The 12,841-nt window shown below is 50.3% G+C and carries 16 protein-coding genes and 1 pseudogene; 8 read left to right on the forward strand and 9 right to left on the reverse strand.

Annotated elements, in window-relative coordinates; translation table 11 throughout:
- Positions 1-35: 35 nt before the first annotated feature.
- Entirely contained in the window at positions 36-542 is a 507-nt protein-coding gene (gene tpx / locus AC3ITF_RS09880; protein WP_096756896.1) for a thiol peroxidase, read from the reverse strand.
- 114 nt (positions 543-656) lie between these two features.
- On the opposite strand from tpx, the gene ycjG reads away from it, so the two are divergent.
- The gene (gene ycjG / locus AC3ITF_RS09885; RefSeq protein WP_279270983.1) at positions 657-1,622 is read left to right on the forward strand and encodes an L-Ala-D/L-Glu epimerase; all 966 of its coding nucleotides are present in this window, start codon (positions 657-659) and stop codon (positions 1,620-1,622) included.
- Here ycjG and mpaA read toward each other — a convergent pair.
- Positions 1,597-2,325, reverse strand: coding sequence for a murein tripeptide amidase MpaA (gene mpaA / locus AC3ITF_RS09890; RefSeq protein ID WP_115258342.1), 729 nt, complete (start codon positions 2,323-2,325; stop codon positions 1,597-1,599). The two genes, ycjG and mpaA, sit on opposite strands and share 26 nt — an antisense overlap.
- A gap of 184 nt (positions 2,326-2,509) precedes the next feature.
- Between mpaA and mppA the strand changes: the two genes are divergently transcribed.
- Positions 2,510-4,123, forward strand: a complete 1,614-nt coding sequence (gene mppA, locus AC3ITF_RS09895) for a murein tripeptide ABC transporter substrate-binding protein MppA (RefSeq protein WP_115258343.1) — start codon at positions 2,510-2,512, stop codon at positions 4,121-4,123.
- Between the two features lie 42 nt (positions 4,124-4,165).
- Here the strand turns inward: mppA and AC3ITF_RS09900 are convergent, their stop codons facing one another.
- A complete protein-coding gene (locus AC3ITF_RS09900) occupies positions 4,166-4,726 on the reverse strand; it encodes a MarR family winged helix-turn-helix transcriptional regulator (RefSeq protein ID WP_115258344.1) in 561 nt (186 codons plus the stop codon).
- A gap of 115 nt (positions 4,727-4,841) precedes the next feature.
- Here AC3ITF_RS09900 and AC3ITF_RS09905 point away from each other — a divergent pair, with 115 nt between their 5' ends.
- On the forward strand, positions 4,842-5,072 hold the full coding sequence (locus AC3ITF_RS09905) for a glutaredoxin family protein (RefSeq protein WP_096756901.1): 231 nt from the start codon (positions 4,842-4,844) through the stop codon (positions 5,070-5,072).
- Between the two features lie 65 nt (positions 5,073-5,137).
- Positions 5,138-5,419: a Rho-binding antiterminator gene (locus tag AC3ITF_RS09910; RefSeq protein ID WP_115258345.1), complete on the forward strand. Its 282-nt coding sequence runs from the start codon at positions 5,138-5,140 to the stop codon at positions 5,417-5,419.
- Between the two features lie 16 nt (positions 5,420-5,435).
- Here the strand turns inward: AC3ITF_RS09910 and AC3ITF_RS09915 are convergent, their stop codons facing one another.
- A complete protein-coding gene (locus AC3ITF_RS09915; protein WP_489176373.1) occupies positions 5,436-6,206 on the reverse strand; it encodes a DeoR/GlpR family DNA-binding transcription regulator in 771 nt (256 codons plus the stop codon).
- Between the two features lie 104 nt (positions 6,207-6,310).
- On the opposite strand from AC3ITF_RS09915, the gene AC3ITF_RS09920 reads away from it, so the two are divergent.
- Positions 6,311-6,694 carry a VOC family protein gene (locus AC3ITF_RS09920; RefSeq protein WP_489176374.1) on the forward strand — a complete coding sequence of 128 codons (384 nt, stop codon included), beginning with the start codon at positions 6,311-6,313 and terminating at the stop codon, positions 6,692-6,694.
- Between the two features lie 4 nt (positions 6,695-6,698).
- Positions 6,699-6,797: pseudogene (locus tag AC3ITF_RS09925) on the forward strand (cupin domain-containing protein); the annotation flags it as partial.
- A 42-nt stretch (positions 6,798-6,839) separates the two neighbouring features.
- Here AC3ITF_RS09925 and AC3ITF_RS09930 read toward each other — a convergent pair.
- Positions 6,840-7,871 (reverse strand): mechanosensitive ion channel family protein, encoded by a 1,032-nt coding sequence (locus AC3ITF_RS09930; protein ID WP_115258348.1) that lies wholly within the window; start codon positions 7,869-7,871, stop codon positions 6,840-6,842.
- A gap of 249 nt (positions 7,872-8,120) precedes the next feature.
- Between AC3ITF_RS09930 and AC3ITF_RS09935 the strand changes: the two genes are divergently transcribed.
- Positions 8,121-8,381 carry a DUF2534 family protein gene (locus tag AC3ITF_RS09935; protein WP_096756906.1) on the forward strand — a complete coding sequence of 87 codons (261 nt, stop codon included), beginning with the start codon at positions 8,121-8,123 and terminating at the stop codon, positions 8,379-8,381.
- Positions 8,382-8,429: 48 nt separating this feature from the next.
- Here the strand turns inward: AC3ITF_RS09935 and uspE are convergent, their stop codons facing one another.
- The 4 genes from uspE to ogt form a co-directional block, all read right to left on the reverse strand.
- Positions 8,430-9,377: a universal stress protein UspE gene (uspE, locus tag AC3ITF_RS09940; RefSeq protein WP_096756907.1), complete on the reverse strand. Its 948-nt coding sequence runs from the start codon at positions 9,375-9,377 to the stop codon at positions 8,430-8,432.
- 202 nt (positions 9,378-9,579) lie between these two features.
- Positions 9,580-10,395: an aminoglycoside O-phosphotransferase APH(3')-Ie gene (gene aph(3')-Ie / locus AC3ITF_RS09945; protein ID WP_115258349.1), complete on the reverse strand. Its 816-nt coding sequence runs from the start codon at positions 10,393-10,395 to the stop codon at positions 9,580-9,582.
- A 190-nt stretch (positions 10,396-10,585) separates the two neighbouring features.
- Complete coding sequence (gene fnr / locus AC3ITF_RS09950) at positions 10,586-11,338, reverse strand: fumarate/nitrate reduction transcriptional regulator Fnr (protein ID WP_135911931.1); 753 nt, start codon at positions 11,336-11,338, stop codon at positions 10,586-10,588.
- Positions 11,339-11,532: 194 nt separating this feature from the next.
- Positions 11,533-12,048: a methylated-DNA--[protein]-cysteine S-methyltransferase gene (gene ogt, locus AC3ITF_RS09955; protein WP_135911932.1), complete on the reverse strand. Its 516-nt coding sequence runs from the start codon at positions 12,046-12,048 to the stop codon at positions 11,533-11,535.
- Between the two features lie 224 nt (positions 12,049-12,272).
- Here ogt and smrA point away from each other — a divergent pair, with 224 nt between their 5' ends.
- Positions 12,273-12,836, forward strand: a complete 564-nt coding sequence (smrA, locus tag AC3ITF_RS09960; protein WP_096756911.1) for a DNA endonuclease SmrA — start codon at positions 12,273-12,275, stop codon at positions 12,834-12,836.
- The last annotated feature ends 5 nt before the right edge of the window (positions 12,837-12,841 follow it).

Below are 12,841 nucleotides of genomic sequence, written 5' to 3' on the forward strand. Positions count from 1 at the left end.
AGCCTCCGAATGGAGGCTTTTTGCTTTAGGGCGACTTAGGCTTTCAGTACGTCCAGAGCGGCAGCATAGTCTGGCTCGTTGGTGATTTCATTCACCAGCTGGCTGAAAATGACGTTGTCATTCTCGTCGATAACCACCACGGCACGCGCGGCCAGGCCCTTCAGTGGGCCTTCGGCGATTTCAACGCCGTAGTTTTTCAGGAATTCCGCGTTACGCAGGGTGGACAGAGTGATCACGTTGCTCAGACCTTCCGCGCCACAAAAGCGAGAATGGGCGAATGGCAGGTCGGCTGAAATACACAGTACGACAGTATTGTCGATTTCTGTCGCCAGTTGGTTAAACTTACGTACCGATGCCGCACAGACGCCGGTATCGATGCTTGGGAAAATATTCAGCACTTTGCGCTTGCCGGCAAACTGGCCCAGCGTAACGTCAGACAGGTCTTTAGCCACAAGGGTAAAAGCCTGCGCTTTGCTACCTGCCTGAGGAATGGAGCCGGCAACGGCAACCGGGTTGCCCTGGAAATGAACGGTTTGTGACATGGTTATCTTCCTGTTTACATATAGTTAACGTCGAGGTTAGTTTATGCCATCAACAGTTAACACGGCAAACGCTATTTGCGGATATCCACTTCCGGGACTGCATAAGGAAAACAAATGAGAACAGTGAAGGTATATGAGGAAGCCTGGCCGTTACACACCCCGTTTGTAATTGCCCGTGGCAGCAGGACCGAAGCGCACGTGGTGGTGGTCGAACTGGAAGAAAACGGCGTGAAGGGGATTGGCGAGTGTACGCCTTATCCTCGCTATGGCGAGAGCGATGCCTCGGTACTGGCGCAAATTATGGGTATCGCCCCACATCTGGAAAACGGACTGACGCGCGAAGATTTACAAAAGCTACTGCCTGCCGGTGCCGCACGTAATGCTGTCGACTGCGCGCTTTGGGATTTAAGTGCCCGGCAACAGCAGCAAACCCTGGTGGAGCAGGTCGGTGTCGAACTCGATGCAACGGTAACGACGGCTCAGACGGTGGTGATCGGCCCGCCGGAACAGATGGCGGCAAGCGCTGCCGCACTGTGGGAGAACGGGGCGACGCTGCTGAAAGTCAAACTGGATGCGCGCTTAATCAGCGAACGTATGGTCGCTATTCGTTCGGCTGTTCCTGATGCGACGTTGATTGTTGATGCCAATGAGTCCTGGCGTGCCGAAGGTCTGGCTGCACGCTGTCAGCTGCTGGCTGACTTAGGTGTTGCCATGCTGGAACAGCCGCTGCCTGCTCAGGATGATGCCGCGCTGGAGAATTTTGTGCATCCGCTGCCCATCTGCGCGGATGAAAGCTGCCATACCCGCAGTAGCCTGAAAGCGCTACACGGACGCTATGAGATGGTGAACATTAAGCTGGATAAAACCGGTGGCCTGACGGAAGCACTGGCGCTGGCGACCGAAGCCCGAGAACAGGGTTTTGCATTGATGCTGGGATGCATGCTGTGCACATCGCGCGCGATCAATGCCGCTTTGCCGCTTACGCCGCAGGTCTGCTTTGCCGATCTCGACGGCCCGACTTGGCTTGCGAACGATGTGCAGCCCGCCCTGCATTTTACGACCGGGCAACTCCATCTTTAGGGTGCCAGCGCAGCAAATTGGACATCGCCAGCAGGTATTTTTCGCTGGCTTCATCTGAAGAGATGGGCGGGAACTCTGCGGTAATGCAGTGCAAGTTCAGATCGGCACACCAACTGCCGAAAGAACCCGGTGTTTCATAACCCACGCTGGTGACGAGGGGGAGTTCAAACCCTCGAGCCAGCCACTCGCCCAGTTCGCTGTGCCTCGGATCTTCAATGCATGCCAGCGGGTCGTGAAATGAGACCACCCAGGCGGGATGAATGCGGTGAATCAACTGACACAGCGCCTGGGTTTCCGGTTCGGAACCCGGATGATCCCCCGTCAACAGCACGACATCGCGTTGTTCTGCACTGCTATTCCAGCGATAGACAGTTTCACCTGCTTTCCAGTTTGCTGCCGGGAAATTACGATTGAGATCAACCCCGTTAGCATTGGCGCGCAGGCCGAGTTGACACCCGTCAGGGTTTACCGCCAGTACCACGTGGTGACGGCGCAGGGAAGGGGTAAGCGTACGCAAGGCGCAGGATAGCGTGACAATTGAAGCGTTTTCGTCACCGTGGGTACCCGCCAGAATGAGTCCACTATCACGATCGGCTGCCGGCGCGGGAAACCAAATTAACGGGGCACCTAAGAGTGAACGTCCGTAATGTTCGGTTCCTGGCGGAAATGCGCCGCGCTCGGCACGGGGACGGGTAACGGTCATAGTCATCTCTGAATGCATAAATTGTTATTCGCAGTGTTGTGCAAAATGTATGGATAATCAAATCGTTTTCACACACTTATCTTTTCAGGTGTAATATCACTTTCTTGTCCGAAGTTAATTGCATTTCCTGCTGGCGATACAAATAATTACACATTCACTTAATGGCCAGATTTGAGGGTATCTTATGCGGCATTCTGTTCCAGTAACCTGTTGTGCGCTGTTGGTTAGCAGCATTTCCTTGTCCTGGGCTGCGGATGTACCCAGCGGTACGGTACTGGCAGAGAAACAAGAACTGGTGCGTCATATCAAAGATGAACCGGCCTCGCTCGATCCGGCCAAGGCTGTGGGGTTACCAGAAATTCAGGTCATTCGTGATTTATTTGAAGGGCTGGTTAACCAAAACGAAAAGGGCGAAATTGTGCCTGGCGTTGCCACCCAGTGGAAGAGTAACGATAACCGTGTCTGGACGTTTACGCTGCGTGATAATGCTAAATGGGCCGATGGTACGCCGGTAACGGCACAAGATTTTGTTTACAGCTGGCAGCGTCTGGTTGATCCGAAAACACTGTCTCCGTTTGCCTGGTTTGCGGCGCTAGCCGGGATCAATAATGCGCAGTCGATTATCGATGGTAAAGCCACTCCCGATACGCTGGGCGTTAGCGCGGTAGATGCCCGCACCTTAAGAATTCAGCTGGATAAACCGCTGCCGTGGTTTGCAAATTTAACGGCTAACTTTGCGTTTTATCCGGTACAGAAAGCCAATGTTGAAAGCGGTAAAGAGTGGACGAGACCGGGTCATTTAATCGGTAACGGCGCGTATGTATTAAAAGACCGCGTGGTTAACGAAAAATTGGTGGTGGTACCGAATACGCATTATTGGGATAACGCCAATACCGTGCTGCAAAAAGTCACCTTCCTGCCGATTAACCAGGAATCTGCGGCAACAAAACGTTATCTGGCTGGCGATATTGATATTACGGAATCCTTCCCGAAGAACATGTATCAGAAACTACTGAAGGATATTCCGGGACAGGTTTATACCCCGCCGCAGCTCGGCACCTATTATTATGCGTTTAACACCCAGAAAGGCCCGACGGCTGATTCACGCGTGCGTCTGGCGCTCAGCATGACTATCGATCGTCGTCTGATGGCGGAAAAAGTCCTCGGAACCGGCGAAAAACCAGCCTGGCATTTTACCCCGGATGTCACGGCGGGATTTACGCCTGAACCTTCACCGTTTGAGCAAATGAGTCAGGAAGAGCTGAATGCGCAGGCGAAGACGCTGCTGCGTGCGGCAGGCTATGGACCACAAAAACCGCTAAATCTGACGCTGTTGTATAATACGTCAGAAAACCATCAGAAGATTGCCATCGCCGTCGCGTCAATGTGGAAAAAAAACCTGGGCGTTGATGTTAAGTTGCAAAACCAGGAGTGGAAAACCTACATCGACAGTCGTAATACCGGTAATTTCGATGTTATCCGTGCTTCCTGGGTGGGGGATTACAATGAGCCGTCTACCTTCCTGTCGTTATTAACCTCGACTCACACGGGCAATATTTCGCGGTTTAATAATCCCGCGTACGATAAAGTGTTGACCCAGGCCACGATGGAAAGCACCGAAAAAGCCCGTAATGCGGACTATAATGCGGCAGAAAAAATACTGATGGAGCAGGCGCCAATTGCTCCGATTTATCAGTACACCAATGGTCGTTTAATTAAGCCATGGCTGAAGGGGTATCCGATTACCAACCCTGAAGATGTGGCATACAGCCGCAGCATGTATATTGAGAAGCATTAAATCTGGTATCGGCTGGGGAATTTTCGTGCCAGCCTTTTCCTGTTATTCCGGGGGCTGGTGCTCCCGGCAAATCAGCATTGAATCATCTTCACTCAACACCTCTTTCGTCAGATTACAAAATCCCTGACCCTTTATTTTTTGGTGAAACCGACAGCTATGGCACAGACCAAAGCCTGGCACATTGTGGGTCCGCTGAATTTCTCTTAGTAGTTCGAACAACAGTTCTTTTAGCTGCGTCGCGCGTTCACCCATTGCCGATTCGCCTGCCACTAAAAATGTGGGGGGAAGCAGCGCATCCAGTAAGGTGTTGGCTGACTCAGTTAACTGCAGATGAACGCTGCGTTTATCGCGATCATCCTGCTTGCGCACGATCAACCCTTTGGTTTCCAGAAGCTTAAGCGACTGGGATACCGTACCTTTGGTGAGACCGAGGTAATCCGTCACGCCGAGCGGCGTATTGGAATAGCGGTTGCAGCGCGCCAGATACATTAACGCGCTGAGCTGTACTGGTTGCAGCTCCGACAGTAATGGATGCTGGCGAAACCACATCCGCATCAGGCTAGAAAGCCTGTCCATAACGTCGAAAAGTGACATATCGTGCATAACAAAATCCTCCTCGACATATAGTATCGACTAAAAACTATATTGACAAAGTCTAAATCTATCGTAGTATAAATTATAGTATCGAATCGATACTATAATTTACAGGAGAGATATTATGAGCAAAGCCCGGTTTTATCATGCTGGTTGCCCGGTGTGCGTATCCGCAGAACAAACGCTGCTACAACATCTGTCCCCTGATGTGGAGGTTGATGTCATTCACCTGGGAGAACAGCCTGCTCGGGTGGCAGAGGCTGAGTTGGCTGGCGTGAAGTCTGTTCCGGCGTTGGTCATCGATGGCAATGTGCTGCATATCAACTTCGGCGCACCTATCGAAGCCTTGAAATAACACAAGCGTTCGGGGCGTTGCGCGGGCAATTTCCCGAACATCCGATCGAATGGTCAGGGGCCGTTATGTATTCCACAGAAAAGTATCACCCTGTTGATTGCGACCTTCATGATTATCTGGAGATCGCCTGCTTATACCGCTATATGCTGCGTATTGTGCTCACCGACGGCACAGTCTTTGATGCCAGAGCCGTGACGACACGAACAACGGCAGGTAAAGAGGAGTATTTGGTGGTTGAAAGGCAGGAAAGTCCGCAAAACATTCGTCTGGATTACCTGTCAGCCATCACCGCGTTAACGGCAGGGGCAAAATTTAGCACTGTGCTATTTGCCTCTGTGACTCGTTGACGTCACAGAGAGAGCGTTACACGGTATAAATCCGGATGTCGTGCGCCTGAAAAGCGGTGCCATACTGTTTGCTTATGTTTTCCTCTACCACTATCACATCGATTTCGCTGCTCTGAGCGACCACATATCGGGCCACTGCGGGGATCTTATCTGCCGTCAGCGCGACAATGGTTTCATTGCACTGCTTAATCACCGCTCTCTTGAACTCACAGTCGGCATAGTCAAACCCGGTTAAACCGGATTCCGGTGCCATTGCGCAGCCGCCAATAAATCCCTGGTCAAACAAAATGCCCTGCACCTGGGTTATCGCGGTGGTGCCTACACTTCCACCGGATGAGCGCTGTATCGGGCCACCGAGGATTATGACATCGTACAACGGTTTCTTGAGCAGAGCGGTGGCTATTTCCGGAGAATTAGTCACAACGGTCAAAGCAAGCTCGGCGGGTAACGCTTCAGCCATCGCCAGATTGGTGGTTCCGCTATCAATAAAGATACAGCTGCCGGATTTGACCAGTCGGGCACAGCGTTGCGCGAGGCTACTCTTTTTCGCCGTATTTTTCGTTTTCCTCACCGACATATCTTCAGATTCCGGCAAAGAAATGACGGCGCCACCGTACACTTTTTTGCAGACACCTTCTTTACTTAGCTCATGCAAATCCCGACGAATTGTGTGTTCTGACACGCCGAGTCGACCGGCAAGCTCGGAACAGACAACCCTACCGTTTTCCTGCAGGATTTGATAAATCAGCGACTGACGTTGTTCCGGGAATACAGCATAATCGAGCATAAAAACTCCTGGTAAAATAAACATCGAGCAATAATAATCATGATCGTGCATTATGACTGGTATTGTCAATGTCCCTTAATGGGCGTGTTTGAGAGAGGCAGGTGATGAAGATTGCACATATGGCGCTGTGGACACAGGATCTCGAGCGGCAGGCCCGTTTCTGGGTCACCTTTTTTGGCGGTGAGATTAACGAAAAATACGCCAGTAAAACTAATCCCGGGTTTGAATCCTATTTTGTCAAAATTGGCGAGAGTATTGCGATTGAGTTAATGACTAAACCCAGCCTGAGCCAGGTGGTGCCCGACAATAACACCACCGGGTGGGTACATCTGGCGATCTCTGTTAGTGGGGTAGAGAACGTCGACTCAATATCAATGCGCGCCAAACAGCAGGGGATCCTCGTCTCCGGTCCGCGTACCACTGGAGATGGCTATTACGAAGCGGTCATTCACGATCCCGACGGCAATTTAATTGAGATTGTTGCATAACGCGAGTTGGTTTGCGCATATCGCGGTGGAAATCCCGGCTCCAGGCGCCTCGAACGAATGCCTGGAACCCGTGGCCGACGAAGAATACAACCAACTTCCCTGATTGATAGACTAATAAGACGCGGGGTTCCGCGCCTTATGCCTTTTAATGAGCAGAAGCCTGAGGCTGAGGATTGTCCATATACAGCGTCTGGCTGGGGAAAGCAAAGTCAGCGCCGTTTTCCTGGACCAGGGTGATAATTTTCAAATAAACATCTTGCTGTACGGCAAGCCACTCCTGCCACACGGTTGTCTTGGTGAAGCAGTAAACCATAATATTCAGCGACGAATCGGCAAACTCATTAAAGTAGACCAGTAGGGTCTGCTTCTGGTCAATTCCAGGGTGATTTTGCAGCATTTGTCTGATCGCATCGACAATCGTGCTTATTTTATCGGCATCCTCATACCGCAACCCGATCACCGTTTTTATCCGTCGATTGCTCATCCTGCCCGGGTTTTCTACGCTAATTGATGAGAAAATCGAATTGGGTACATACAGGGGACGATGATCGAAGGTGTTTATTTTGGTCATCCGCCAGCCAATTTCGGTCACCGTACCTTCGATGTTTCTGTCCGGGGAGCGGATCCAGTCACCGATGCTGAACGGTCTGTCAAAATACAGCATGATACCTGAGAAGAAATTGCTCAGAATATCTTTCCCCGCCATACCGACAGCAATACCACCGATACCGCCGAAGGTTAACAGGCCAGACAGGCTCATACCAAAATGCTCGCCATACAGTAAAACGATGGCGACGACGATCGTAATCTTAATAATACGCGACAGGATCCGCGCACTGGTAATGTCCCGGCCTTTGTTGATCTGCGTTTTTTCAAACTGGTTAATCACCAGAAAGAGCTTTGTGGTTAAAATCAATGCAATCAACGAGGTACAAAGAAAATCGACCACGCTGGGCGAGACAAATGTCAGTTTATAGCTGTCGATAACGTTATTGGCGATGCTGCCAAACGTACCGATAATAATGGCATAGACGAAAAACTGCGCCGCGTGGAATATAAATCCTTTGCAGTGTTTTTCACTACGATGAAACCAGACGCTCATCAGCACTAATGCTGCACAGCAACTGAGAATGACCGTCAGATTAAAGGCATTATTCATAAACAATTTAGCGATCATGATTCTCCCTGGCTACTCCGTGTTAGCAAAATATCATCTGACATCCTGATCCTCAGGTATTTTACCTGTAACAGGCTGTCATATCATTCATCATGAGGAGATAGAAATAATACAATTAGCGCTATTTTCAGTTGAATAACGCGGGTGTCAACCCCGTAGGCAGTTTATGTAGCAGACAGTGAGTTGATGTCATGGTATTGTTATTGCAAAGTGACAATATTTTCATCTGCACAAGAAAAGGACGAGACTATGATCATGGCTAAGCTGAAGACAGCTAAGGGAAGAAAATTTCTGTTGTGTCTGCTTGGGGTGTTTATCATCGCCGCATCGGTGGTGACGCGTGCCACTATCGGTGGGGTGATTGAACAGTACAATATCCCGCTGTCTGACTGGACGGCTTCCATGTATGCCATCCAATCGGCAATGATTGGCGTCTACAGTATGGTGTTTACTATTCTGCTGGCAATCCCGCTTGGGATCTATTTCCTTGGCGGCGAGGATAAGCACTAAGCGCTTATGATGCCGGATGACATCGTCATCCGGCAGGTTGCTGCGTGATCAATCGTCTTCGTCGTCCAGTTCAACCGGCGTCTGATACTGATCGGGCTTAATGACCAGCAGATCGCAGCGTAGATGGTCGATGACCTGTTCCGCCGTATTGCCAAGGAATGCGGCAGAAATGCCGGTGCGCCCGACGGTACCCAGTACTACGATACCCGCCTGTAAATGCTCTGCTAAATCAGGAATGACCTCTTCAGGCAACCCTTTTTCAACGTGCGTGACTTTCTCATCGATGCTGAATTTCTGACGCAATGCCTTCATGGCCAGCAGGTGCTGTCCGCGAATCGCGTCGTTATAAACGCTAGGGTCAAACTCAGGCAGTTCAATGGCGATGTTGATTGGGGTAACAGGGTAAGCCCCCACCAAATGTACTTCGGTATGGTTAACCTGATCTGCGAGCATCAGCGTTTCTTTGACCAGCTTTTCGTTAAGCGCGTTGTGATACGCTTCTTCGCTGGCCAGGTTGACGGCAACCAGCGCCTTCCCGCCTTCCGGCCATGGTTGGTCTTTGACCATCCACACCGGACTTGGGCATTTACGTAATAAATGCCAGTCGGTTGGGGTGAAAATCACCGCCTCCAGGCGGTCGTGCTGGTGCGCCATTTTAAGGACCAGGTCATGCTTAGCACTGATGACTTCCTGGATGATGGCTTCGAAGGGACGGTTGTGCCAGACCACTTTAATATCAAGAGGAATACCTGCATCAATATAGTATTTCGCTTGCTCGCGTATCCATGCCGTTCGCTGACTGATAACGCCTTGACGCATTGCCGTCCGCTCATCGGGCGACAACAGGGTAGTCATCTCATAGGAAAAGTCATAGATCGGCAAAAAGGCTTTAATTTTGCCACCAATCCGTTGATGCAAATAAACAGCTCGCCGTAATGCAGGTTGATCGTCCTGGTTCGGATCGATGACCACCAGCATGTTTTGATACATAGCCATACAGGGTCTCCTTACAACTGTCACCGCAGTTTGTCATTAAAAGAGTAACCCAATAATGTGGATTGAAACAGGGGAGAACCTCCTGCCAGATCAATAAATCGGGAGAATCCCGGTTTTTTGTCCGTATCCCACGAAATGAGAGCAACTGTTCTTAGCCGTTGTAACCCTTTGATGCCAGAACGGGTTGAGATTTCTCGTCAATTTAAAAAAACTCATCGAGCATCAAATGAAACTGCAACTTTTTCAGATCAGGAGTTGCGATGCCATATGTATGAAAAAGTCTATTCTGTAAAGACGGTGAAAAATCACCGAGACAGTTCCAGATAATGGCAAGATCCTGGTATCGATCGGCGATACCAACGCGACCAACATCAATACAACCCACCACTTCACCCTGGCTAATAATAAGGTTATCCAGTGAGAAGTCTCCGTGCGTCACCACGGAGTCGGGCGAGAAGGGTAAAAGGGACTGCATCTCATTCCAGACGTGTTCAACAGACCACCCCTTGCGCTCATCATCAAAATCATCAGCATCAACCAGACCGCTATTCATTCGTGTTTGCGCCAATGCGAGCCGAAACAAATGATCGCTGTTAAAAGGACAGTGGCTTACAGGGATCTGGTGTAACCGCTGCAGGAATACAGCAAGTGCATCAACAATACTATTCTGTGCAGCAGGGTATTCTTCTAACATCTGAAACGCAGTCTTGCCGGGTATCGCTGTTGTGAGTAGCAGCGCTTCATCACCTGTGCGGGTAAAATGCTTGATAGCCGGAAGTGGTAAATAAGCCTTCAGCCAATTAAGTCGGATCATTTCATCTGTAATATCATCGGCAACGGTCCCTCTACCTTGCTTCAGGTACAATTCCGGCGCACCAGCTTTACTATACAATCGATAAATGGCTGCGCCAGATTGACCGACATGATCACGCGCCCATTGATAGCCCTTCAGGTCAGCGTCCAGACTTGTATGTAATTGCAGAGCTGAGCACTGCTTTTCCCTTTGAATATAATTCATAACATTCCTTTGTATTGTGACTGACTCATAGCGGATGCATTTGTTGTAAGCAGAAAACGGATACCAGACGGGCAAAGCGGAAAAGAGTCGATGAATGATGATTAGAGCAGAAGAGAACCTTCTGCCAGATCGTTAAATTGGGAACATTTAGCGATGTGACAGAAGGGTAATAGCGATGCTTGCAGAACGATTACGCTACGTTGCGTGAATGGCCAGCAAGAACAGCCAGCGCGTCGCTATTCTCGATAGTGATATATTTGCCTTTCACCGCCAGCATGCCGCTTTTCTGGAATCGACCCAGCAGACGACTGATGGTTTCTACCGTGAGGCCGAGATAGTTACCAATATCTCCGCGAGTCATGGTCAGGCGGAATTCGCGAGGCGAGAATCCACGTTGGGCAAAACGACGGGACAAGTTGTAGATGAAGGCCGCTAAACGTTCTTCTGCGTTCTTCTTCGACAGCAACAGGATCATGTCCTGATCGCCTTTGATCTCGCCGCTCATCAGACGCATCATCTGCTGACGCAGATTCGGCATCTTACCGGACAGATCGTCCAGGGTCTCGAATGGGATTTCACAGACCATTGAGGTTTCCAGCGCCTGTGCGAAGCTCGGATGATGACCGCTACCGATGGCGTCAAAACCGACTAAATCGCCGGCCAGATGGAAACCGGTAATTTGCTCATCGCCTTGTTCGGTAATGGTATAGCTTTTAATCGTTCCGGAGCGGATAGCATAGAGTGATTTAAGTTCATCGCCTGCTTTAAAGAGCGTCTGCCCCTTTTGGATAGGCTTTTTGCGCTCAATGATATTATCGAGCTGGTCAAGCTCGTGCTCGTTAAGTGTGAACGGGATGCAAAGCTGGCTGATGCTGCAATCCTGGCAATGGATAGCACAACCGCCAGACTGAATGCGCCGTATAATTCGCTTTTCCGGGATCATAGGTCTGCTCAAGCCGTAATTGATATTTGTCAATTTTAACATCTTTTTGGTGAGCACGTAAGCCTGACCTACCCCTAAGAGAGAATAATTCAGGCATAAGCGAGTTGAATGTTTGTATCTGTTTGATTAACCGCACTTTATCTGCGGTTGCTTTATGTAGAAGTGTGATGAATAAGGCATTAATTGCCTGGATTCTAGAGTAGCAAATAGCCTTCATGGCGCAATAACCACTCTTTTCGCTGCACGCCACCTGCATATCCGGTCATGGTACCGTTGCGTCCAATCACGCGATGGCAGGGAACAACGATGCTGACTGGGTTAGAACCGTTTGCCGCACCCACGGCCCTGGCGGCACCGGGACGCCCCAGTTGTTCGGCCAGTTGCCCATAGTGCATCACCTGACCACAGGGGATCGCGCGTAGTGCTTGCCAGACTTCCCGCTGAAACGGGGTACCTGCGGTGGCCGTTTCCAGTGTGTCAATAATGCCCAGATTCCCCGCGAAATATTCAGACAACTTATCGCTTAACCCCCCGGGGTTTTTTGCGGCAATGCGCTGGTAGCCTTCAGCGCGATAATGAATATCCAGCAGTTGTTCCATACGATCGCTGTGCTGATCCCATTCGACGGCGCGCAGGCGAAATTGTTCATCGCAAATCACCCACAGTGGACCTAGCGGTGTTGCAATGGTGTCTTCAAGTAAATTAAGCATCCGTTTCTCTCAATACCGGCGGGACAATACCCGTGTCATCTGGCGGCCCTACACCTTATCACGCCAAGGATATTCACAGCTATACCCCCTAAGATCCACGACTTAAACCACCGAGTAGAATCGCCGGATTATTGGAAATAGCTGTAAACCGTTGTCGGTATAGTTGTCGGTATAATAGTGCGCAGTTATGATAATGACCGTCGCAAAATGCTGGAGGATGAAACATGAACCCTGATGACGCATCATTGTTTCTGGACGCTATGGGGGATGTTGAACCTCTGAAAGGCTGTACTGATATCCACTGGCAGCCTTCGCGCAATCCTCGTGCGCCAGCGCGTATTGATACGCTGCAGTTGGATAATTTTCTCTCGACGGGTTTTCTGGAGATCGTACCGTTGAACGAACCGCTGGCATTTCATCGCGAGGGGTTACAGCAGGGCGTTACCGATAAGCTGAGGAGCGGAAAGTATCCCCAGCAGGCGAGTCTCAATCTTTTGCGTCAGCCGGTCGAAACATGTCGTCAGATGTTATTCAGTTTTATCCATCAGGCCCTACAGGAGGGGCTGCGCAACGTCCTCATTATTCATGGCAAGGGACGAGACGATAATTCCCATGCCAATATCGTGCGCAGCTACGTGGCGCGTTGGTTGACGGAGTTTGACGACGTGCAGGCGTACTGCAGTGCACTGCCGCACCATGGTGGTAGCGGGGCATGTTATGTTGCACTTCGCAAAACGGCGCAGGCCAAACAGGAAAACTGGGAGCGCCATGCAAAACGCAGTCGTTAACGGCT

The sequence above is a fragment of the Citrobacter sp. KH_055_1 genome, from assembly GCF_057838705.1.